At 71.1% G+C, this 21,546-nt stretch carries 19 protein-coding genes; 9 read left to right on the top strand and 10 right to left on the bottom strand.

The window, feature by feature from the left end; translation table 11 throughout:
• Nucleotides 1-269: 269 nt before the first annotated feature.
• On the top strand, nucleotides 270-2,729 hold the full coding sequence (locus ACLJQF_RS39155; protein ID WP_410615381.1) for a DEAD/DEAH box helicase: 2,460 nt from the start codon (nucleotides 270-272) through the stop codon (nucleotides 2,727-2,729).
• 84 nt (nucleotides 2,730-2,813) lie between these two features.
• On the opposite strand, the gene ACLJQF_RS39150 is transcribed toward ACLJQF_RS39155, so the two are convergent.
• The 8 genes from ACLJQF_RS39150 to ssd all read right to left on the bottom strand — a co-directional run bounded on the left by ACLJQF_RS39150 (nucleotide 2,814) and on the right by ssd (nucleotide 9,283).
• Nucleotides 2,814-3,431, bottom strand: coding sequence for a bifunctional DNA primase/polymerase (locus ACLJQF_RS39150; RefSeq protein ID WP_410615335.1), 618 nt, complete (start codon nucleotides 3,429-3,431; stop codon nucleotides 2,814-2,816).
• Between the two features lie 793 nt (nucleotides 3,432-4,224).
• Entirely contained in the window at nucleotides 4,225-4,668 is a 444-nt protein-coding gene (locus ACLJQF_RS39145) for an Rv3654c family TadE-like protein (protein ID WP_410615334.1), read from the bottom strand.
• Nucleotides 4,661-4,990 carry a TadE family type IV pilus minor pilin gene (locus tag ACLJQF_RS39140; protein ID WP_410615380.1) on the bottom strand — a complete coding sequence of 110 codons (330 nt, stop codon included), beginning with the start codon at nucleotides 4,988-4,990 and terminating at the stop codon, nucleotides 4,661-4,663. The genes ACLJQF_RS39145 and ACLJQF_RS39140 overlap by 8 nt, the downstream gene beginning before the upstream one ends.
• 20 nt (nucleotides 4,991-5,010) lie before the next feature.
• Complete coding sequence (locus tag ACLJQF_RS39135) at nucleotides 5,011-5,187, bottom strand: DUF4244 domain-containing protein (RefSeq protein ID WP_410615333.1); 177 nt, start codon at nucleotides 5,185-5,187, stop codon at nucleotides 5,011-5,013.
• Between the two features lie 27 nt (nucleotides 5,188-5,214).
• Entirely contained in the window at nucleotides 5,215-5,931 is a 717-nt protein-coding gene (locus ACLJQF_RS39130) for a type II secretion system F family protein (RefSeq protein WP_410615332.1), read from the bottom strand.
• Entirely contained in the window at nucleotides 5,928-6,686 is a 759-nt protein-coding gene (locus ACLJQF_RS39125; RefSeq protein WP_410615331.1) for a type II secretion system F family protein, read from the bottom strand. Before ACLJQF_RS39125 ends, ACLJQF_RS39130 begins: the two co-directional genes overlap by 4 nt.
• A gap of 64 nt (nucleotides 6,687-6,750) precedes the next feature.
• On the bottom strand, nucleotides 6,751-7,902 hold the full coding sequence (locus ACLJQF_RS39120; RefSeq protein WP_410615330.1) for a TadA family conjugal transfer-associated ATPase: 1,152 nt from the start codon (nucleotides 7,900-7,902) through the stop codon (nucleotides 6,751-6,753).
• A gap of 313 nt (nucleotides 7,903-8,215) precedes the next feature.
• Nucleotides 8,216-9,283 (bottom strand): septum site-determining protein Ssd, encoded by a 1,068-nt coding sequence (ssd, locus tag ACLJQF_RS39115; protein ID WP_410615329.1) that lies wholly within the window; start codon nucleotides 9,281-9,283, stop codon nucleotides 8,216-8,218.
• Nucleotides 9,284-9,918: 635 nt separating this feature from the next.
• Here ssd and ACLJQF_RS39110 point away from each other — a divergent pair.
• The 7 genes from ACLJQF_RS39110 (at nucleotide 9,919) to ACLJQF_RS39080 (ending at nucleotide 19,580) form a co-directional block, all read left to right on the top strand.
• Nucleotides 9,919-10,749 carry an HAD family hydrolase gene (locus ACLJQF_RS39110; RefSeq protein ID WP_410615328.1) on the top strand — a complete coding sequence of 277 codons (831 nt, stop codon included), beginning with the start codon at nucleotides 9,919-9,921 and terminating at the stop codon, nucleotides 10,747-10,749.
• Between the two features lie 751 nt (nucleotides 10,750-11,500).
• Entirely contained in the window at nucleotides 11,501-13,240 is a 1,740-nt protein-coding gene (locus tag ACLJQF_RS39105; protein WP_410615379.1) for a glycoside hydrolase family 3 protein, read from the top strand.
• A complete protein-coding gene (locus ACLJQF_RS39100; protein ID WP_410615327.1) occupies nucleotides 13,237-14,490 on the top strand; it encodes an exo-beta-N-acetylmuramidase NamZ domain-containing protein in 1,254 nt (417 codons plus the stop codon). The genes ACLJQF_RS39105 and ACLJQF_RS39100 overlap by 4 nt, the downstream gene beginning before the upstream one ends.
• 47 nt (nucleotides 14,491-14,537) lie before the next feature.
• Complete coding sequence (locus ACLJQF_RS39095; protein ID WP_410615378.1) at nucleotides 14,538-16,268, top strand: serine hydrolase; 1,731 nt, start codon at nucleotides 14,538-14,540, stop codon at nucleotides 16,266-16,268.
• A gap of 211 nt (nucleotides 16,269-16,479) precedes the next feature.
• Complete coding sequence (locus tag ACLJQF_RS39090) at nucleotides 16,480-17,481, top strand: MurR/RpiR family transcriptional regulator (RefSeq protein WP_410615326.1); 1,002 nt, start codon at nucleotides 16,480-16,482, stop codon at nucleotides 17,479-17,481.
• A gap of 24 nt (nucleotides 17,482-17,505) precedes the next feature.
• The gene (locus ACLJQF_RS39085; protein ID WP_410615325.1) at nucleotides 17,506-18,435 is read left to right on the top strand and encodes an N-acetylmuramic acid 6-phosphate etherase; all 930 of its coding nucleotides are present in this window, start codon (nucleotides 17,506-17,508) and stop codon (nucleotides 18,433-18,435) included.
• Nucleotides 18,436-18,488: 53 nt separating this feature from the next.
• Nucleotides 18,489-19,580 carry a HoxN/HupN/NixA family nickel/cobalt transporter gene (locus tag ACLJQF_RS39080; RefSeq protein ID WP_410615324.1) on the top strand — a complete coding sequence of 364 codons (1,092 nt, stop codon included), beginning with the start codon at nucleotides 18,489-18,491 and terminating at the stop codon, nucleotides 19,578-19,580.
• Here the strand turns inward: ACLJQF_RS39080 and ACLJQF_RS39075 are convergent.
• Both ACLJQF_RS39075 and ACLJQF_RS39070 read right to left on the bottom strand, forming a co-directional pair.
• On the bottom strand, nucleotides 19,577-20,299 hold the full coding sequence (locus ACLJQF_RS39075; RefSeq protein WP_410615323.1) for an oxidoreductase: 723 nt from the start codon (nucleotides 20,297-20,299) through the stop codon (nucleotides 19,577-19,579). The genes ACLJQF_RS39080 and ACLJQF_RS39075 overlap by 4 nt on opposite strands.
• Nucleotides 20,292-20,789 (bottom strand): phosphoribosyltransferase, encoded by a 498-nt coding sequence (locus ACLJQF_RS39070; RefSeq protein WP_410615322.1) that lies wholly within the window; start codon nucleotides 20,787-20,789, stop codon nucleotides 20,292-20,294. Before ACLJQF_RS39070 ends, ACLJQF_RS39075 begins: the two co-directional genes overlap by 8 nt.
• A 112-nt stretch (nucleotides 20,790-20,901) precedes the next feature.
• Between ACLJQF_RS39070 and ACLJQF_RS39065 the strand changes: the two genes are divergently transcribed.
• Nucleotides 20,902-21,504: a GNAT family N-acetyltransferase gene (locus tag ACLJQF_RS39065; protein ID WP_410615321.1), complete on the top strand. Its 603-nt coding sequence runs from the start codon at nucleotides 20,902-20,904 to the stop codon at nucleotides 21,502-21,504.
• Nucleotides 21,505-21,546: the final 42 nt, after the last annotated feature.

The following is a 21,546-nucleotide window of genomic DNA, read 5'->3' as shown; positions in this document are numbered from 1 at the left end:
ACACGCTAGCCGGGCAGCAATGCACGTCTCACATGACGCTCACCACAGAGGGTGTGGATTGCGGGAGTGTATTGGTACTGCAACCAGCCTCTTCACGCCGTCCCGGTGACGGTACATTCCGTTACCGTGTGAGCCTCCTCACTTGATCGATCACTCTTTCGCCGATCCTTCGCCGATCCGTTGGCGCAGTTGGGGATGCCGGAACTGTCGGACCCCTGTGCCAAGCTCCGCAGGTGGACGAATCACGTGGGCAGCGGCTGCTGAGGCGGGTGACCGCCGGGGTCCCGTCGCGCGAGCACCCGGTCACGCACGTCGCGGACCTGCCGGGTCGCGCCGCGCGCTACGCAGAGTGGCCGCCGTGGGTGGATCCGGCGGTGGTCGCTGCGCTGCGTGACTGCGGCGTCTCCGCTCCTTGGGCGCACCAGGCCGAAGCGGCTTCGCACGCGTACGAGGGCCGGCACGTGGTGATTTCGACCGGAACGGCCTCGGGGAAGTCGCTCGCCTACCAGCTGCCGGTGCTGTCCCGGCTGGCCGCGGGCGAGAAGGCGAACGCGCTGTACCTGTCGCCGACGAAGGCGCTGGGCGCGGACCAGCAGCGCGCGGTGTCCTCTTTGGACGTGCCGGGGGTGCGGGCGGCGGCGTTCGACGGGGACACGCCGACGGCCGAACGCGACTGGGTGCGAGCGCACGCGAACTGGGTGTTCACCAACCCGGACATGCTGCACCGCGGAATCCTCTCGGCACACGGCCGGTGGGCGACGTTCTTCCGGCGGCTCGGCTGCGTGGTCGTCGACGAGTGCCACAGCTACCGCGGCGTCTTCGGCTCGCACGTCGCTCTCCTACTTCGCCGGCTTCGGCGGGTGGCCGAGCACTACGGCGCTTCGCCGGTCTTCGTCCTTGCTTCGGCGACGACCGCTTCACCGGCTTCGTTCGCTTCGCGGTTGACGGGGGCGCCCTGTGTCGCCGTGACGGACGACGCGTCGCCGCGCGGAGCGCGCACGGTCGCGTTGTGGGAGCCGCCGCTGCTGGAAGAGCTGACCGGGGAGAACGGCGCGCCGGTCCGGCGTTCGGCCGGGGCGGAGACGTCGCGGATCCTCGCCGACCTGGTGCTGGAAGGGGCGCGGTCGCTCGCGTTCATCCGGTCGCGCCGAGGCGCGGAGCTGGCGGCGCTGGGCGCGCGTCGAATTCTGTCCGAAGTGGACCCGGTGTTGGCGGAAACCGTTGCGGCGTATCGGTCCGGCTACCTACCGGAGGAGCGTCGCGCACTGGAGGCCGCACTGTTGTCGGGCCGGCTGCTGGGGGTCGCGACGACGAACGCGCTGGAGCTCGGCGTCGACATCGCGGGCCTGGACGCGGTGGTGCTGGCCGGCTACCCGGGCACGCTCGCGTCGTTCTGGCAGCAGGCCGGCCGGGCGGGCCGCTCCGGCGACTCGGCGCTGGTGGTGTTCGTCGCGCGGGACGACCCGCTCGACACCTACCTGGTGCACCACCCGGCGGCGTTGCTTTCGCGGCCGGTCGAGACGGCGGTGCTCGACCCAGCGAACCCGTACGTGCTGGCGCCGCAGCTCGCCTGCGCCGTGGCCGAGCTGCCGCTGACCCTGCCCGAGCTGGAGGTGTTCGGCGGCGCGGCGGCCCAGGAGGTGCTGGCCGAGCTGGCCGAGCAGAAGCTGGTGCGGCGCCGGTCGAGCGGCTGGTACTGGACTTCGCGGGACCGGCCGCATGCCGAGGTCGGCATCCGCGGCACCGGCGGCGAGCAGATCGCGGTGGTCGAAGCGGACTCCGGCCGGATGCTCGGGACGGTCGATCCGGGATCGGCCTGCTTCGCCGTCCATCCCGGCGCGGTGTACCTGCACCAGGGGGCGTCGTACGTCGTCGACGAGCTGGATCTGGAAACCGGGCTGGCGCTGGTCCACGCGGAGAACCCGGACTGGACGACGACACCGCGCGAAGTCGTGGACATCTCGGTGCTGGGCACCCAGGAGAAGCAGGACTTCGGCGAGGTGAGCGTGTGCCTCGGCGAGGTGGCCGTGACCTCGCAGGTGGTCGGCTACCTGCGGCGGCGGCCGTCCGGGGAGGTCCTGGACCACACGCCGCTCGACCTGCCGGAGCAGAGCCTGCGTACGCGCGCGGTCTGGTACACGGTGTCCGCCGAGCTGCTCGGCGGGGACTCGTCGTCTTCGCCTGCCGGCTCGGTCGACTCCGCAGGCTCGGTTGGTTCCGATGGCAAGGTGGGGACCGGGGGCCATCGGGTGGGGACCGAATCTGCGGGGCCGGTGGGGACCGGGGAGGAGACCCAGGCGAACGGTCGGGGGCCCGTTCACGAGGGTGGCAGGGCACCGGGGGGTGCCGGATTGGTTCCGGCACGGGTCCCCGGTGCCCTGCATGCCGCCGAGCACGCGGCGATCGGCCTGCTACCGCTGTTTGCTACGTGCGACCGATGGGACATCGGCGGGGTGAGTACCGCGTGGCACGAAGACACCGGGGAGGCGACGGTGTTCGTGCATGACGGCCATCCCGGGGGTGCGGGATTTGCCGAACGCGGTTATGCCGCGATTGTCCCGTGGCTGGCCGCAACGCGGGAGGCGATCGTCTCCTGCGAGTGCCCGACGGGATGCCCGTCCTGCGTCCAGTCGCCGAAGTGCGGGAACGGCAACGATCCGCTGGACAAGGCGGGGGCAGTGGCTGTGCTGGGAACCGTGCTCGGGGCGTTGCGTCAACACGGCACCTAGAACGGCCACTTGATGGCTCATGGAGTTGTGTCCTGCTCCGCCTCGGCCGGGCTGGGACCGGCCGGTGGCGGTGGTTCGGGTGGTTCAGGCAGCGCTGGACTGGACCAGCTGCGGCGAGTGCTGGTCGGCCAGGGCCCGCACGAGGACGTCGTGCACCTCGGCGGCGTCCGGCAGCTGCCAGCCGCAGACCTCGGGCTTGACGCGCCAGTGCACGACACCGTGCTGGAACGGCGACGGCGGCAGCGGGATGTAGCTGTCCTTGCCGTGCCAGTGGACGGCCGCGCGGCCGGCGAGTTCGGCCGGAACGTGGTCGGCGACGGTGGTGAGGAAGAGCCAGCGGCCGTTCGGCAGCGCGATGATGGGCGCGGGGTGGCCGATGGCGCGGAGGAGACGGCAAGCGCGCTTGCCGAGTTCGTCGTCGACCTCGACGGCGTCGAGCACGGTGCCGGTGGCGACGAGCAGGCTGTGGGTGCGGTCGGAGAACCAGGTGGCGACCTCGTGGGCGTGGGTGCCGATCTGCTCACGCCAGGCGTCGGTGGCCGGAACCGGACGACGCCAGGTGAGGTCGTCGCCCTCGGTGAGAGGAGCGGGGTCGACGCCCGGGAGCACCGGCCAGCCGCGCCAGGCGAGACCGATCGCCTCCGCCCGCAGTTCGATGCGGAAGGCACCGCGCCAGCTGTCCGGCCAATTCGCGTCCAACATTGTGTTTCCTGCCTTCAAGTTCCGAATTCTCCGCGACCCGCTAGACCCTGTCGTGGTGTCGCACATCTCACTTAACGGCAAGTTGCACATTGCCCGGAACCCCCGCGCGACAACCGGTGGTTACGAGGCGATGAACGCCCAGTGATCCGACGGCCCGACCGAACACCCGGGCCGCGGCTGGACGGCGAACGGTGACCACACACGGACCGTTCGTCGCGGGAAACCCCAGGATCCGCGGGGTTCCGGAGGGTCGCGGGGCAGGGTGAAGGCGCCGGTTCGGCCCAGGTGAGCAGCCAATTTGACCGCTCGCCGTGCACCAACGACCGCTGCCCGTGACAATCGGCCGCTCATCGCCCGGCCCCGCGGATCAGCCGGTCACCGCCGCATACCGACCGGTCGGCGTCCGCCGGTCGGCGAGGGGCGGGGCCGCCCCCGGGACCCGCCTCGGCGGGCGGTGGCCGACCGGCGGGCCGCCCCGGCGAGCAGTGGCCCGCGGGTGGCCCGCCCCGGCGATCACTGGCCCGCGGGTGGCAGTCCGTGGGTGGGCGGTCCGTGAGTGGGCGGTCCGCGGTCACAGGTGTCGCGTGCTGCGGACAAGGGGTGTCCACCACAGGCGCCGAGGCGGGTCCGCCCGGGTGCCGCGACGAGGCGGTCGCCCCCTGGGCAGGCGTGGCTGGTCGAGAGGGCTCGCCGGGAGGTCCGCCTGAGGCGGGTAGCCCGGGCACGCCGCTCAAGTTCGCCGTACTCGCGCAGCAGTGGCCGTACTCGCGCAACCGTGGCTGAGCACGGCAGCTCACCCGTGGGCCGGCCGGACGGGCGTACCGCCGAGGTCGCCTATCCGCCCGGCTGGGGCTGGGGCTGGGGCTGGGGCTGGGAGCGATGGTTCGCCGGCCGGGCCGGCGCGGGCGTGCGCGGATGGCTTCGGCAGGCCGGCGATGGCCGGGCCGGGGGCTTCGACCTCGACCAGTGCGTCGAGCTGTTGCCATCGGCAGGTCCGGAGCGTCACGCCCATCCGGTCGGCCACCCATCTCGCGCGTTCGCATGCCCGGACAGGGCCTTCGCCGGCGTGGGAGGCCGCGGCCAGCGCGCCCAGGTCGGCCGCCGACTCCGCCTGGTGGCGCCCTATCACCGTCGCTCCCAGGCACAACGCCAGCGTTGCCACGCCTGTCAGCGCCGCCACTGCCATTGCCGTCCAGATCGTGGCCGCTCCGCTGTCGGGGGCTCGACCGTCAGCCATTCGTCACCTCCGTGTCCGGCTCGGCCACCGCGTAGGCCGTTGCGTCGAGGTGGATTCCCGGGAGGAGGCCGGTCGCCGACTGGGCCGTCACCTTGGCCGTGATCGCGTCGCCGCTTTGCTCGAACGCCAGGTTCGCGTCCGGTGGGCCGATCTTGTGGACCGCGGCCGCCGCCTCGGCAGGCTGGCCCCTGGCCAGCAGCCGGGCTGCCTCGCGGGCCGCGTCCGTACAGCGCAGCTGGCTTGTCAGCACCGCGAAGCCCGCGACCAGCAGGACCATCACCACGGTCAGGCCGGCCAAGCCGAGCGCTGCCTCGACCGTCACCGAGCCCTCGTCCTTCTGTCTCATGACGGCACCGACAAGGCCTTCATGACCAGGCTCGTCAGCCACGAGACGACCGAGTCCCCGGTGAGCAAGGAGTAGAGGACGGCGGCGAAGGCCGCGACGGCGACCGTGACGATGGCGTACTCGACCGTCGTGGAACCGGCGTCCGAGCGGGGCCGGCGGCGGAACGCGCGCATGGGTTTTCCCTTCGATGGGGTTCGTGGTCAGAAGAGCGGGCCGAGCCGACCGGCGAGGCCGAGGACGACCGGCAGCACGCCCAGGCAGAAGAAGGCCGGCAGGAAACACAGACCGACCGGCAAGGCGAGCGCCACCCCGGCCCGCTCGGCGCGTTCCTCGGCTTCGGTGGCCAGGTCATCGCGGAACCGTCCGGCGAGGTCGCCGGCCGCCGTGGCGAACGCCGCGCCCGAACGGGACGTCCGGATCGCCGCGGCCGCCAGCTCGCCGAGGCCGGGGACCGCCCGCACCGGCGTCCAGGCCTCGTCCGGCCGGGAGCCGAGGGCGAGCAACCCGGCCGTCGAGCTCAGCGCCGTCTTCGCTGCCGCGGGTGCGGTGCCGGCTACGGCCTCCAACGCCGAGGGCACCGGCAGCCCGGCGCGCAGGCACGCGGCGAGGAGGTCGAGCGTTCCCGCCAGCCGCAGCTTCGCGGCGACGTCCATTGCCGGTGGTCGTGGACGGCGGGTGCGGCGGATCGCCCACCACCCGGTCGCCGTCACGATGACGCCTGCCACCACCCCGGCGACGCCGCCGACCAGGACCGCTGTCGAGACGCCGCCCACCGCCGCCGCGATGGGCGGCAGCGCGCGGGGCCATCTTCGGACGGGCTGCGGGCCGCCGGTCAGCCGGGCGAAGCGTCGCGCGATGGTTTCGTCCGGCCAGGTCAGCAAGGCCCCGGCGAAGAGCAGGAGCGCGATCGCGGTCACCGGATCCGCACCCGTCCGGTCAGGGCCCGGCACCAGGCCGTGCCCGCCCAGAGCAGGACGGACCCGGCGATCAGCAGCACCTGGCCCGGTGTGCTGCCGGTCAGCACGGACAGCGGTGCCGCGCCCATGGCCTGCCCGAGTAGCACGCACAGGACCGGCAGTCCGGTGAGCACCGCCGCGCTCGCGCGTGGCCCGGCCAGTTTGGCGCCCATCCGGCGGGCGAAGGCCAGACCGGCTTCGGCGTCGCGGCGGGCTGCGTCGAGGACGTCGGCCATCGGGAGGCCGTGGCGTTTGCCCAGCGTCCAGGCCGCGGCCAGTTGGGGCAGCGCCGGTGCGCGCAACTCGGTGTCGAGCCGGGCCGCCGTCGCCAGCGCGTGGAGGTCGCCCGCCACCGGCAGGACCACGTCCGCCGCGGCTTCCGCCGCCGTGACCGGGTGGGCGCCGGATCGGAGCTCGGCCACCATCGTCCGCAACGCGGTCGCGGTGTGTGCGGCCATCGCCAGATCCGCGGCGGCTCGGCGATGGGCTCGGCGCTCCTGGCTCCACGCCAGCGTCAGCACGCCGGCGGCGACGGCGCCTCCCGCTCCCGCGAGCAATCCGGCGAGGGCGGCCGGCAGCAGCCAGCGGACGACGCGCCACACCCGGGGAATCCGGACGGTGACCGGCGGCTCGAGCATGACCTGGAGCCGGTTCGGCGCCGCGGGCCAGCACGCCAGAGCCGCTCCCGCGCACAGCGGGACCCACGGAGTGATCATCGCCGCCTCCTTCGGTCGCGCGGAAAAGCGTTCAGCAGCAGGGAAATCCGCACCAGCAGGAGACTCAGCACGCGATCGCCCCCGAGGTCGTGAACAGGTGCCGGTCGACCGTCCACCGGCCCGCGCGCCACACCGGCACGACCCGGGCCCGGCCGTGCTCGGTGCGGAGCACGCCGACCTCGGCGAGGCGACGGCGACCGCCTGGCTCGCGCCGCATGTGCAGCACCACGCGGATCGCGGCGACGAGCTGGCTGTGCACCGCATCGCGGCCAAACCCACCGAGCGCCGCCAGCGCCTCGATGCGGGCGGGCACCTCGGCCGGGGAGTTGGCGTGGACGGTGCACGCGCCGCCGTCGTGGCCGGTGTTGAGCGCGGTGAGCAGCGCGCCGACCTCGGCGCCGCGGACCTCGCCGACCACCAGCCTGTCGGGACGCATACGCAGCGCCTGGCGTACGAGCTCGGGCAGGCCGACCGCACCCGCACCCTCCACATTGGGCGGACGGGCGACGAGGCTGACGAACTGCGGGTGCGCGGGCTGCAGTTCGCCGGCGTCCTCGACGCAGACGATCCGTTCGCCCGGATCGACGGCGCCGAGCAACGCGGCAAGGAGTGTGGTCTTGCCCGCGCCCGTACCGCCGGTGACGAGGAACGCCATCCGCTTCGAGACGACGGCGCGGAGGAGTTTGGCGCCGGCCTCGTCGAACGCGCCGAGTTCGCCGAGAGTGGCGAGGTCGTGCGTCGCCGGGCGCAGGACGCGGAGGGACAGGCAGGTGCCGCCGGTCGCGATCGGCGGGAGGACGGCGTGCACGCGGATGCGGCCATGGGGGCCGGTGCCGGGGAGCCAGCCGTCGACGTAGGGCTGCGCGTCGTCGAGACGGCGGCCGGCCGCGAGGGCGAGGCGCTGGGCCAGGCGGCGGACGGATTCTTCGCCCGTGAACCGGATGCCGGTGCGGACGAGACCTTGCGGGCCGTCCGTCCAGACTTCGGCCGGGCCGGTGACGAGCACGTCGGTGGTCGCCGGGTCGTCGAGGAGCGGGGCGAGCGGGCCGGCGCCGACGAACTCGTCGCGGGCTTGGCGGGCGGCGTCGAGCACGGCGTCGTGGCCGAGTGCGCCGCCTGCTTCGGCACGGACGGCGGTCGCGACGGCGACCGGGTCGGCCTGGCGGCGGTCGCCGGCCAGGCGGTTGCGGACGCGGTCCACGAAGTCGGTGGTCATGAGGCCGCCCGTCTTGCTCGGTGCGGGACTTGCGGGTCGCGCGGTGCGGTGACGCGGGTGCCAGGCGCCGGGTGGGAGCGCGGCGCGCTCAAGCGCGCCCAGGCGGTATTCATGAATTCACCTGCTCTGCGGGGGGCGCGGACTGTGGGATCGCCGGAGGCTTGCCGTGGCGCGCGTGTCCGGCCGAGGCTGCAGAGCGTCGAGAAGGTTGCCGCGCTTGCCGGGCCTCGGGTCAGGAGGCTGATGACCGTTGGCAGCAACAGCTCCGACACTCTTGTCGGAGTGCTCGCCTGGCGAAGATCGTCGGCCGGGGTCATCGGGTGGCCGCCTGGGCTTCGCGGCGGGCTATTTTCAGGATGTCCGCCGCCGTGGTGGCCAGGGGGCCTCTTGGCTTGGTCGGGAACTCGGCGCGCTCCAGCGCTCCCCAGAGGTTGCGCTCCGGAGGCATCGATGCCATCAAGGGCGGGCCGAGCAACGCGGCCGTGCGGGCCGCCGGGTCCTTCGAGTGTCCACACGCCACCAGGCCGATGCGGGCCGTCAATCTCGACAGCCGGCTCAGGACCTTCTTCGCCGCGAGGCACGCCCGGATCTCCAGCGGCACCATCAGCAGGACCAGATCGGCTCTCAGCAGCACCTCCTCGGACGCCTCCCCGAGGCTGCGCGGGAGGTCGCACACCACCGTGCGGCCCGCGCGGCGGCCGGAGGTCAGGATCGCCGACAACGACTCGACGTCCGGGCCTTGCCCTTCGGGGCCGGATGCGAGCACCGGGAGGCTGCCGCGGCGGTGGCTTCGCTGTGGGAGGGACTCGGCCAGGGACGTCACCGATGCCCGGCCGCCGAGCTGTACGTCCGGCCAGCGTTTTCCGGCAGTCTTTTCCAAGCCGAGCAACACATCCAGGCCGCCGCTGAGCGGATCGCAGTCCACCAGCAACGCGCCGCCCGGATCGCGGTCGGCCGTCAGTGCCAGGGTCGCCGCGAACACCGAAGCGCCCGCGCCGCCCCGGCCGCCGACGACGCCGAGGACCAGACCGGGTTGCTTCGCCGGTGTCTCGACGATGTCGGCGAACGCGCCGGCCAGCGCGGTCTCGTCGTCGGGCAGTGAAATCACGCGCTCGACGCCGCCGCGGAACGCGTGCTCCCACGTCGCCGGTCCCGGACTGCCCTTGCAGACCAGGAGGATTCCGCCGCGCCGGGGCAGGGCCGGTGGGTGCCGCACGGCTTCTTCGTCGAGGACCACCAGTGGCGCGCGGGCCCAGTGCCTGCTTGCCGCGGTCAGGTCCGGGGCCCGGACGAGTTCGCAGCCCGCGACCGCGGCCACGCGCAGTATCTCGTCGAGCACGGTTTCGTCCGCGGCGATCACCAGCGGTCGTTCCTCCGTCATGCGGTCCTCCCCCGTCGTCGGTGCGGGCCGTGGGTGGCCCGGTTTCCACCGTCGCGGGCGGGGCAGGGGCGGCACAACGGGGCGGGCGGCCGGCTGTGGACAACCGGGGTGTTGTGGACAACTGCCGGCCGTGGCCCCGCTCGCGGCCCGGTTCCGTCGGTGGGCGTGGCAGGATCGTGGCCGTGAGCGACGCACCTGCGGCGGAAATGGGCACGAATATCCGCACGCGAAGATTCCATGCGCGTCGCGAATCATGATTCGTGAGGCAATGAGAAATTGCCGAAGGTAAGGGGAAGGCAAGAAGCGGAGAGAGTCGCCGCGAAAACGGGAATCCGGCCAGGGAAACGGAAACCGGAGAGGCAAACGGGAGGTAAGAGGGCGGCCCTCGCCAGGGGGGAGGGACGAGGGCCGCCGTGGGTTCAGCCCCGGGGGGTCGGACTGAACCGGCCCGGTTGGACACCGGACTCCCTCACTGTAACTCCGCCCGGCGCCGGTTCGCGCACCGGACGAGGCACACAGTTCGATAACGGCACAGCGCGCCCGAAGTGCCTGCCTGTCATGGATTTTCCGCCCGACGCGACGCGCGCGTGGTGGATCAACGGGACGTGCCGCGATCAAGCTCCTATCCTGGGCGGGTGGCCGAACCGAGCAGCGCGCCGTCGCGCATCCGGAACCCGGGCCCGGAGCACGCGGTGGCCGCGTTCTTCGACCTGGACAAGACGATCATCGCTTCGTCGAGCGCGCTGGCGTTCAGCAAGCCCCTCCTCAAAGAGGGGCTGATCAACCGTCGCGCCGCGTTGCGAAGCGCATACGCACAGCTGGTGTTCTCGCTCGCGGGCGCCGACGAGAACAAAACCGAGCGGCTGCGCGCCGAGGTTTCCGCGCTGTGCGCCGGCTGGGACGTCGCCCAGGTTTCGTCGATCGTCCGCGAGACCCTGCACGACGTCGTCGACCCGCTCGTGTACGCGGAGGCGGCGGAGCTGATCGCGCGTCACCGGGAGGACGGGCACGACGTGATCGTGCTGTCGGCGACCGGCGAAGAGGTCGTCGCGCCGGTGGCGGAGATGCTCGGCGCGACCCGGAGCGTCGCCACGCGGATGCAGATCGTCGACGGCCGCTACTCCGGCGAAGTCGACTTCTACTGCTACGGCGCCAACAAGGCCGTCGCCGCGAAGCAGCTCGCCGCCACTCACGGTTACGACCTGGCCGAGTGCTTTGCCTACACCGATTCGAGCACGGACATCCCGCTGCTCGAGGTCGTCGGGCACCCGCACGCGGTCAACCCCGACAAGCTCCTGCGGCGCGAGGCACTCGAGCGCGGCTGGCCGATCCTGGCCTTCGACCGGCCCATGTCGCTGCGCACCCGAATCCCGACACGATCGGCTGGCATGGTCGCGCTCGGCGTCGGCGCGGTGGCCGCCGGAGCGACCTGGTACGGCCTCAGCCGTCGCCGTCGGTCCCGTTAACCGGACACCCGCCACCCACACGGCCGTACGGCCTCCACTTTGCTTGGCCCAGCCCCGAATTGTCCGTCGCGCAGGGTGCCCGTGTCACCCGATCCAGCCTCTGTACCGGTGCACCCGTCCGCGCACTTGAAGTGACCGGGCTCACGGCGTAGAAAGTAGGTGCGGACGTTCGGTCGGCCAGGGAACAGGTAGAAGAGAAGCCTGTTCCACCCCGGCAAACCTCCGTGCGCGGACTCCGGGTACCCACGCGCAGCGCGCCGCGGGAGGCTCGTCGTCTAGGGACTGCGTAGTGGGACGCCACACGCCGAGTCCATGTAGGTACGACCAGAGTTGCACGCTTGGTCGCCCGAGAAGTTCGCGCTTGCAGGCGGCGCCCGTGGCTTCGGCCACGGGCGCCGCCTCGTCTATGTGGGGGTATGCGCCGGGCATCTCGCGTGATCAGAGGGGCATCTCGCGTGATTGGCGGGGCATCATGCGTGATTGGCGGGGCATCTCGCGTGATTGGGCGGGACTCGGCCTGGCGCTTGAGGCGGGGTGCATCTTGCGGACGGAGATTTTCCTACCGATCCGGGTACGACTGGACCGTTCGTTCGGTCGGTCGATGGACATCGCCGGATTCGGTGAGTAGCTTCCCGATACTGGCGCCTCCGAGTGGACTTCTGACGTCCTGACGGCGCCCGCTACTTCTGGGAGGCTGGTCGTGACGACCCGAAATCGGAGGTTCCATGCGCTCGCCCTGCCCGTTGCGGGGGTGCTCGCCCTCACCGGTGTGGGTGTCGCGACCGCGGCGAGTGCGCCGAGCGTGAGCATGGACGCGCGGGCCGAGGCCGCGGCGACGCAGGCGCTGCGGGGGCTGACGCTCGAGCAGAAGGTCGGCCAGCTGTTCGTCACCTGGGTGAACGGCAAGACCGCCGACGAGGTCAACCCGAAGAACCAGACCGACTTCGGCGTCGACACCCCGGCGCAGGTCATCGAGAAGTACCACCTCGGCGGGGTCATCTACTTCAACAACGACACGCGCGACAACTTCGACGACCCCGTGCAGGTCGCGAAGCTGTCCAACGGCCTCCAGAAGGCCGCCGTCGCGAGCGGGGCGCACATCCCGCTGCAGATCGCCGCCGACCAGGAAGGCGGCACCGTCACGCGGATGGGCGCGCCGGCCACCGAGTTCCCGAACGCCATGGCCATCTCCGCCGGGCGGGACACGAAGCGCGCGACGCAGGCCGCGACGATCCTCGGTCGCGAACTGCGGGCCGTCGGCATCAACCAGGACTTCGCGCCCGACGCGGACGTCAACTCCAACCCCGTCAACCCGGTCATCGGGGTCCGGTCCTTCTCCGGGCGACCCGGTCTGGCCAGCGACTTCGTCACCGCCGAAGTGAAGGGCTTCGAGAAGTCCGTCGCGGCGACGGCCAAGCACTTCCCCGGGCACGGCGCCGCACCGACCGACAGCCACACCGGACTGCCGCGGATCGACAGCACCGAGGCGCAGTGGCGGGCCACCGACGTGCCGCCGTTCAAGGCCGCGATCGCGGCCGGCGTCGACTCGATCATGAGCGCGCACATCCAGTTCCCGAGCCTCGACCCGTCGCTCGAACCCGCGACGCTGTCGAAGCCGATCATCACCGACCGCCTGCGCAACGAGCTGGGCTACAACGGCGTCGTGATCACCGACGCCCTCGAGATGGAGGGCGTGCGCAAGCTGCACAGCGACGCCGAAATCCCGGTGCTCGCGCTCAAGGCGGGCGTCGACCAGCTGCTCATGCCGGTGCACCTCGAGCTCGCCATCAACTCGGTCCTGGCCGCCGTCAAATCCGGTGACCTCCCGATGCGGCGGATCGACCAGAGCGTGCTGCGCGTGCTCAAGCTCAAGTTCCAGCGCGGCATCCTGTTCTCACCGTTCGTCGACACGAACAAAGTCATGAAGACCGTCGGCGTCCCGGCCAGCCTCAAGACCGCGCAGGACATCGCCGACCGTGGCATCACGGCCATCGCGAACGACGCCGGTCTCCTGCCCCTCAAGCAGAAGCCCGCGACGGCACTCGTGACCGGCTGGGGCGTCTCCACGACCACAGCCCTCGCGCAGAAGCTGACCGCCCACGGCACGGCCGCGACGGCCTACCAGACCGGTCAGGTCCCGACGGACGCCCAGATCGCACAGGCCGTCGCCAAGGCACAGGCCGCCGACCTCGTCGTCGTGCTGACGAACAACATCGCCACCTACCCCCTGCAGACCAAGTTGCTCGACGCGCTGCAGGCCACCGGGAAGCCGGTCGTCGCGGTCGCCGCGCAGATCCCGTACGACGCGGGTTACCCGAGCACCGTGAAGACCTGGCTGGCCACCTACGGCTACATCGGGCCGACCCTGGAGGCGCTGGCCAAGGTGATCCTCGGCGAAACGAAACCAGTCGGGAAGCTGCCGGTCGACATCCCCGCGGGAGCCGACGTCCAGACCGTCAAGTACCCGTTCGGCCACGGGCTGACCTGGTGAACCTCGACCGGCGCCACTTCCTCGGCGCGAGCGCGCTCGCCGTCCCGATGCTGGCGGGCGGCTCCGCCGTCGCCGGAGCGCAGCCGGAAACAGCACACCCGGGGCGCGTCCTGACCGGCGCGGAGCAGCTGGCCGCGCAGGGCTGGCGCACGCTCAAGGGCCGCAAGCTGGGCGTGCTGTCGAACCCGACCGGCGTCCTGCGGAACGGCGACCACATCGTCGACTCGATGGTCGCGGCCGGCGTGAAACCGGTGGCGGCCTTCGGCCCCGAACACGGCTTCCGCGGCAGCGCACAGGCCGGCGGGTCCGAGGGCGACTACACCGACCCGCGCACCGGCATCCCGGTCTACGACGCGTACGGCGTCGACGCGACGAAGCTCGCCTCGCTGTTCACCAAGGCGGGCGTCGACACGGTCGTGTTCGACATCGCCGACGTCGGCGCGCGCTTCTACACCTACATCTGGTCGCTCTACACCGCGATGGTGGCCGCCGCGAAGACGAACGCGGCCCTCGTCGTGCTCGACCGGCCGAACCCGCTCGGCGGCCGGGCGGCCGGGCCGGTGCTCGACCCGAAGTTCGCCTCCGGGATCGGGCGGCAGCCGATCGCGCAACAACACGGCATGACCGTCGGCGAGCTCGCGCGCTTCTTCGCCGGAGAGTTCCTGCCGGACGAAAAAGTAAAGCTCGACGTCGCCGGAGTCCGCGGCTGGCAGCGCGACACGCTCTTCGCGTGGACCGGGCTGAACTGGGTGCTGCCGAGCCCGAACATGCCGACGCCGGACACGGCGCTCGTCTACCCGGGCACGGGGATGTTCGAGGGCACGGTCTTCTCCGAGGGCCGGGGCACGACGCGGCCGTTCGAGATCATCGGCGCGCCCGGGCTCGACTGGCGCTGGCGCGAGAAGCTCGAAGACGAGCAACTGCCCGGAGCGAAGTTCCGCGAGACCTACTTCGTCCCGACGTTCGGCAAGTTCGTCAACCAGACGTGCGGCGGCGTGCAACTCAGCGTCGACGACCCACGGGCCTTCGACGCGATCCGGACGGCCGTCGCCATGCTCGTCACGGCGAAGGCCCTGCACCCGGACGTGTTCGCCTGGCGGCCCGACAACTACATCGACAAGCTGTCCGGGTCCGACCGGCTCCGGACCATGGTCGACGCCGGCGCGGGCGTCGACGAGGTCACCGGTGCCTGGCGGGCCGAGCTGGCCGAGTTCGACCGGAGACGCCGCCACTACCTGCTCTACCGCTGAGGGGGAGACTCGTGCGTGCTAGGAAGGTCCTCGTCGCGGCCACCGGAGTGCTGGTCGCCCTGACCACGTTGACCGTGTCGGACTCGGGAGCCAGCGCCATCACCAGCCACGATCCGGCGGCCGGCCGCTTCGACCGGCCGCAGCACGGGTTCGCCCCGCCGTGGACGACGCTGCGCGATGGCCGGCCCCAGGACGTCGGCCTCGACCCGGCGCCGATGAAGGCGGCCGAGGACTTCCTGGCGAGCTGGACCAAGCCGGACACTTCCGGGCACCCGCACTTCTCCGGGGCGGTCGGCCTGCTCGCGCACGACGGCGTGGTCGTCGACCGGTACGCCGTCGGCGGCGCGCTGCGGTACGCCGACGCCAAGGGCACCGAACTGCCCGCGGACCAGCAGGTCCCCATGAAGAACGACACCATCTTCGACATGGCTTCGATCTCGAAGCTGTTCACCTCGATCGCCGTCATGCAACTGGTCGAACGCGGGCAGTTCACCATCGACACCCCGGTGAGCCGGTTCTTCCCGGAGTTCGCCACCGGTGACAAGGCCGCCATCACGGTCAAGATGCTGCTCACGCACGTCTCCGGCTTCGACGCCGACCCGATCCCGTCGCTCTGGGCGGGCTACCCGGACATCCCGTCGCGCCGGCAGGCTGTGCTCGACAGCCCGCTGAAGAACAAGCCCGGGACGACGTACCTCTACTCGGACATCAACCTGCTGACGCTCGGCTTCATCGTCGAGAAGCTGACCGGGCAGTCTCTCGACAAGGTCGTCCACGACCGGATCACCACGCCGCTCGGCATGACCGACACCGGTTACAACCCGCCCGCGGCGAAGCTGGACCGGATCGCCGCGACGGAGTTCCAGGCGAACCCGCCGCGCGGGATGGTGCGCGGCAGCGTGCACGACGAGAACGCGTGGTCGCTCGGCGGCGTCGCCGGGCACGCCGGCGTGTTCAGCACCGCGGGTGACATGGCCACGCTCGCCCAGGCGATCCTCAACGGCGGCAACTACCGCGGGCACCGGATCCTGCGGGAGGACACCGTCCGGCAACTGCTGACGAACTACAACCAGCAGTTCCCGGACGACTCGCACGGCCTCGGCTTCGAACTCGACCAGCCCTGGTACATGGGTGCGCTGGCGTCGCCGGTCACCGCCGGGCACACCGGTTACACCGGAACGACGCTGGTCATCGACCTCCAGTCCCGGTCGTTCGCGATCCTGCTGACCAACCGCGTGCACCCGAGCCGGAGCTGGGGCTCGATCAACACCGCCCGCCAAGTGTGGGCGACGTCGCTGGCCCGGGCCATGGCGGTGCGGCCGGTGGCCGGGAAGGATGCCTGGACGAGCACGCTGGGTAACGCCGAGGTTGCCACGCTGAGTACTCGCGCATTTACCACGCATAGTGATCAGGCGCGCGTCTCGTTCGCTGCCTTCGTGGACACCGAGGGCAGTGGTGATCCACTTCAGCTGCAGGCCAGCACCGACGGCGTTAACTGGCAACCGATCGCCCTATCGGTTTCCGGACCGGGGGCACCCTCCGGAACCGTGACGTCGCTCTCCGGACACGGACACCGCGCCTGGTGGAAGGCGGTGGGCACCCTGCCGCAGGGCGCGTCGGTGAGCCTGCGCTGGCGTTACAGCACCGACCCGAGTTACACGGGACGGGGCGTTTCGGTCGACGGTGTGAAAGTCACCGAGAGCGGCCGATCACTCCTCGACGGTGAACGAAACCCCGCCGACTTCGTCGCGGAGGGTTGGCGGTTGACCTCTCGGTGACCGACCGGTCGCCGAACGTCCACCAGAAGCCCGAATTTACCGTCCGCTTGCCGCTTGCACCGCGACACTAAGTTGCCAAGTCGTTAGCTTGACCTCGTTAACAAGACCGACCTGGTTGGCGACTTTCTGGTCAGTGATTAATCGCAAATCCAGATCCGCAGACACGGACGGGTTGCGATGAGACCGAAGGGTGTGGGTAGCCTTGTCGCAAATGCCAACGGTTAGTAACTTTCCGACGGTGAGTGATACCGAATCCGTAATCGGCACGGCACCGTCCGAGCACGAACCGGTCCAGTCGACCGTTCGAGACGCCGACTCCAGCCCGCTGGTGCGGATCCGGTCTCTGCTCCCCGGCCTGGCCCGCGCCGAGCAGCGCGTGGCCAAGGTGGTGCTGGAAGATCCCGCGCACGTGGCGAGACGCAGCATCACCGAGGTGGCTCTGGCCGCCAACACGAGCGAGACCACGGTGACACGGTTCTGCAAGGCGGTGGGCGTCGGCGGGTACCCGCAGCTGCGCATCGCGCTGGCCGCGGACACCGCCCGCACCGAGGCGCGCACCACGCGCAACCTCGGCGGCGAAATCGGCCCGGAGGACGACCTGGCCGCCGTGATCGGCAAGGTCAGCTTCGCCGACGCGCGGGCCGTCGAGGAGACGGCCGACCAGCTCGACATCGCCACGCTGGAGCGGGTGATCGCGGCCGTCGCGGGTGCCGGCCGCGTGGACGTCTACGGCGTGGGCGCCAGCGCGTTCGTCGCCGCCGACCTGCAGCAGAAGCTGCACCGCATCGGCCGCGTGTGCTTCGCGTGGTCGGACACGCACATCATGCTCACCTCGGCCGCGGTACTGAGCCCCGGTGACGTCGCGATCGGCGTCTCGCACACCGGTGCGACCACCGACACCGTCGAGGCGCTGCGCGTGGCGCGTGAGCACGGCGCGGTCACCATCGCCGTGACGAACTTCCCGCGGTCCCCGATCACCGAGGTCGCCGATCATGTTTTGACGACCGCGGCCCGGGAAACCACCTTCCGTTCGGGCGCCACGGCGAGCCGGATCGCCCAGCTTACCGTCATCGACTGCCTGTTCATCGGCGTCGCGCAGCGGCACATGGACGCCTCGGTCAACGCACTGGACGCGACGAGGGACGCAGTCGGATCACACCGCTTGGGGGTCAGGCCGGACGGTCGTCGCCGTCCGCGGGAAACCGGCAAGTAGATGACCGGAGAAAATGTGAGGCGCATGATGACCGTCCCCGCGCAGGCGGTGCACGTCGATTCGCCGACCGAAACCCGCAATCCCCGCACCAAGGACATCGACCTGATGTCCACCGCGGGGATCCTGGGCGCGATCAACGCCGAGGACCGCACGGTTCCCGGTGCCGTGGCCGCGGTGCTGCCCCAGGTGGCGCACGCGGTGGACTACGCGGTGGACGCCCTGCGGTCCGGGGGCCGGGTGCACTACGTCGGCGCGGGCACGTCCGGGCGGCTGGCCACCCTGGACGCGGCCGAGCTGGTGCCGACGTTCAACGTGCCGGGCGACTGGTTCATCGCGCACCACGCCGGCGGCGAGCGCGCGCTGCGCCAGGCCGTCGAAAACGCGGAGGACGACTCGGCCGCGGGAGCCGCCGAGATGGCCGCGATGGTGCAGCCCGGCGACTTCGTGCTGGGCCTGACGGCGTCGGGCAGGACGCCGTACGTGCTGGGTGCGCTGCTGGCGGCGTCGCGCCAAGGGGCCCGGACCGGGCTGGTCTCGGGCAACGCCAAGGCCGCGAAGCCGGCCGGGGTGGACGTGCTCATCGCCGTCGACACCGGCCCGGAGGCGATCGCCGGGTCCACCCGGATGAAGGCGGGCACGGCGCAGAAGATGATCCTCACGTCGTTCTCCACCGCGACGATGATCAAGCTGGGCCGGACCTACTCCAACCTGATGGTCAGCATGCGGGCCACCAACGCGAAGCTGCGTGGCCGGACCATCCGGATCCTGCAGGAAGCCACCGGCATGACGATGGCGGACTGCTCTGACGCGCTCACCGAGGCCGGGGGCGACCTCAAGGTGGCGCTGGTGCACTTGCTGTCCGGTGAGGACGTCAAGAGCGCCGCGAAGGCTTTGCACACGTCCGGCGGGCACGTGCGCAAGGCTCTGGACACGCTCAGGGTGCGAGCGAGCTAGAAACTTATCTGTTCATCTGTCTAACCTCTCAGATGAGGGAAGGCGGGTGGGCGATGGCGGGCACGATGGAGGACTCGCGGCGTGGGCTTTCGCGTCGCGAGTGGGTGTCGATCGGCGGGATGGGCGGATTCATCCTGCTGCTGAACGTCGTGGGCTGGGGCGTGCTCACGGCGTTCGTCGCACCGCACCACTACGCGCTGGGCACGTCCGGCGTGTTCGGGATCGGGCTGGGCGTCACGGCGTTCACGCTCGGCATGCGGCACGCGTTCGACGCCGACCACATCGCCGCGATCGACAACACGACGCGCAAGCTGATGGGCGACGGCCAGCGGCCGCTTTCGGTCGGCTTCTGGTTCTCCCTCGGGCACTCCACGATCGTTTTCGTGCTGTGCCTGCTGCTGTCTCTGGGCGTCCGGGCGCTGGCCGGGCAGGTCGAGGACGACTCGTCGGCGTTGCACCAGGCCACCGGCGTGATCGGGACGTCGGTGTCCGGCGTGTTCCTGTACGTGATCGCGATCCTGAACCTGGTCGTGCTCGTCGGGATCCTGCGGGTCTTCAAGAAGATGCGCCGCGGCGACTTCGACGAAGCCGCGCTGGAGCACCAGCTGGACAACCGCGGCGTCATGAACCGGCTGCTGCGCGGCGCGACGAAGGCCGTGCGCAAGCCGTGGCACATCTACCCGGTCGGGCTGCTGTTCGGGCTGGGCTTCGACACCGCGACCGAGATCGGGCTGCTCGTGCTGGCCGCGGGCGCGGCGACGTTCGCGCTGCCCTGGTACGCGATCCTCGTGCTGCCGATCCTGTTCGCCGCCGGGATGACCCTGTTCGACACCGTGGACGGCTGTTTCATGAACTTCGCCTACGGCTGGGCGTTCGCGAAGCCGGTGCGCAAGATCTTCTACAACATCACGGTGACCGCGCTGTCGGTCGCGGTGGCGCTGCTCATCGGGACCATCGAGCTGGTGTCGATCCTCGCCGAGAAGCTGGCCATCACGAGCGGGCCGCTGGCCGCGATCGCGTCCGTGAACCTGGACTACGTCGGCTTCGGGATCGTCGGGTTGTTCGTGCTGACCTGGGTCATCGCGCTGGCAGTGTGGCGGTTCGGGCGGATCGAAGAGAAGTGGTCGGCGAAGCTGTCCGGTTAGGAGGCCGCGTCCGAGATGCTCTTCGCCTCGCGCGCACCGGCTTCGAACGCTTCGCAGCAGAAGAGCAGCCACCCGCGTACGCCCTCGGGCGTTCCGCTCGCGAAACCCTCCGCCGCTTCGAGATAGCGCGGGACCCGGCGGAAGAACGCCACTTCGGGCACGCTCAGCGACTTCGGGTCGAGGCCCGTCGCGACCATCGTCAGCCGGGCGGCCGCGCGCGCGACCACGCCGTCCGCGCTGCCGAACGGCTCGAGCGCCAGCAGCTCCCCGTGCACGACCGCCGTCAGCACCGGGCCCGGCACCGACGTCGCTCCGGTCACCAGCTGGGCGAGCAGTTCGAGCCGGCCGCCGCCGGTCCGGGGGCGGCCCAGCGCATCCAGGTCGTCGACGAGGTCCGCCGCGGCCAGGACGTGCAGCCGGGCCAGCGCCTGCAGCGGCGCGCGTCGCCACGTCGGCAGCAGCGTTTCGAGGGTCTCCGCGACGCGCAGCGCGCCGGCGAGGACGGGATCGGCGACCGCGCCGTCCGCGGGTAGCTCCGGGTTGGCGCCTTCGATGCCGGCGGACGCGCGGGCGGCCCGCACGGACGCCTCCGCCGCCGTCGCCGCGCCACCGCGCAGGTTCGCCGGGAGGCGGTGGACCGCGAACACCGCGTCCTGCGCGGACTTCGCCGCCGCCGCGACGCCTTCGAGGTCGAGGAGGGGCTTCAGGGGATCAGGCATCGAGCACCTGCCCCGCACGCTGGACCACGGGCGGCAGGACCGACCACGGGAAGTTGATCCACCGGTCGGTGTGCCGCCAGACGTACTCGCACTTCACCGTCGAGTGCGGCTTCTCGTAGACGACGGCCGAGCGCACCTCGGCGACGTGCTCGAGGCAGAAGTCGCGGACCAGCTTGAGCGTGGCGCCGGTGTCGGCGACGTCGTCGGCGATCAGCACCTTCTTGCTCGTCAGGTCGACGACGTTGGGCACCGGCGGCAGCACCACCGGCAGGTCGAGGCGCTGGTCGACACCGGTGTAGAACTCGACGTTCATCACGTGCAGGTTCTTCACGTCGAGGGCGTAGCCGAGCGCGCCGGCGACGAAGAGACCGCCGCGCGCGATCGAGAGGATGAGGTCCGGCGCGAAGCCGTCTTCGGCGATGGTGTGAGCCAGTTCACGGCTCGCCGTGCCGAACAGCTCCCAGCTCAGCTCTTCCCGCTCTTCGGCCATCGAGCCTGCCTTCCGTTGTGGTCCGCCGAGCATAGGCAACCCGAAAGTGGCCCCTGAAGATGATCAGAAATTGGACATCCCGAACAGCCACTGGCCGATCTACCGTGATCGGGTGAGCGACTGGAGCACCCGACCGACCCTGTCCGGCGAGCACGTCCGCCTGGAGCCGTTGACGCCGGAGCACGCCAAGGGCCTGCTGGAGGCCGGCGCCGACCCCGGCATCTGGGCGTGGCTGAGCAGCCGGCAGCCCGAGGACCTCCCCGCCGCCGAACGGCTGGTCGAGCAGGCGCTCGCCGACCCCGACCGCCGCCCCTTCGCGCAGATCGACTCCGCGTCCGGCCGGGTCGCCGGGACGACGTCGTACTACCAGGTCGTCGAGAAGCACCGGATCCTGTCGATCGGGCACACGTGGATCGGCGCGGACTGGCAGCGCACCGGGCTGAACACCGAGTCGAAGCTCCTCCTGCTGACGTACGCGTTCGAAACCCTTGACGCACAACGGGTTTCCTGGGAGACCGACATCCGCAACCTCCGCTCGCAACGCGCCATCGAACGGCTTGGCGCACTCCGCGAAGGCGTGCTGCGCGCGCACCGGATCCGGCCGGACGGCTCGTCCCGCGACACCGTCACCTATTCGATGCTGGCGCCGGAGTGGCCGGCGGCGAAAGCCCGGCTGAACGAACGCTTAGTCACCGGGGCTCGCCTGGCACGGTGAACCGGCCGGGCAACGTGGGTGCAACCTTTTACAAGGCGGACT

The sequence above is a fragment of the Amycolatopsis sp. lyj-109 genome (genome assembly GCF_046548995.1).
Classification (GTDB): Bacteria; Actinomycetota; Actinomycetes; order Mycobacteriales; family Pseudonocardiaceae; genus Amycolatopsis.
The sequence above is the reverse complement of the archived record's forward strand: the minus strand, read 5'-3'. Positions and strand labels throughout refer to the sequence as shown.

Bases quoted from the DNA above. Each gene is read 5' to 3' on its own strand.
- ACLJQF_RS39085 (WP_410615325.1), top strand. From the start codon at position 17,506: ATGATGACCGTCCCCGCGCAGGCGGTGCACGTCGATTCGCCGACCGAA.
- ACLJQF_RS39070 (WP_410615322.1), bottom strand. From the start codon at position 20,789: ATGGCCGAAGAGCGGGAAGAGCTGAGCTGGGAGCTGTTCGGCACGGCG.
- ACLJQF_RS39090 (WP_410615326.1), top strand. From the start codon at position 16,480: ATGCCAACGGTTAGTAACTTTCCGACGGTGAGTGATACCGAATCCGTA.
- ACLJQF_RS39125 (WP_410615331.1), bottom strand. From the start codon at position 6,686: ATGATCACTCCGTGGGTCCCGCTGTGCGCGGGAGCGGCTCTGGCGTGC.
- ACLJQF_RS39075 (WP_410615323.1), bottom strand. From the start codon at position 20,299: ATGCCTGATCCCCTGAAGCCCCTCCTCGACCTCGAAGGCGTCGCGGCG.
- ACLJQF_RS39135 (WP_410615333.1), bottom strand. From the start codon at position 5,187: ATGCGCGCGTTCCGCCGCCGGCCCCGCTCGGACGCCGGTTCCACGACG.
- ssd (WP_410615329.1), bottom strand. From the start codon at position 9,283: ATGACGGAGGAACGACCGCTGGTGATCGCCGCGGACGAAACCGTGCTC.
- ACLJQF_RS39145 (WP_410615334.1), bottom strand. From the start codon at position 4,668: ATGGCTGACGGTCGAGCCCCCGACAGCGGAGCGGCCACGATCTGGACG.
- ACLJQF_RS39080 (WP_410615324.1), top strand. From the start codon at position 18,489: ATGGCGGGCACGATGGAGGACTCGCGGCGTGGGCTTTCGCGTCGCGAG.
- ACLJQF_RS39120 (WP_410615330.1), bottom strand. From the start codon at position 7,902: ATGACCACCGACTTCGTGGACCGCGTCCGCAACCGCCTGGCCGGCGAC.
- ACLJQF_RS39150 (WP_410615335.1), bottom strand. From the start codon at position 3,431: ATGTTGGACGCGAATTGGCCGGACAGCTGGCGCGGTGCCTTCCGCATC.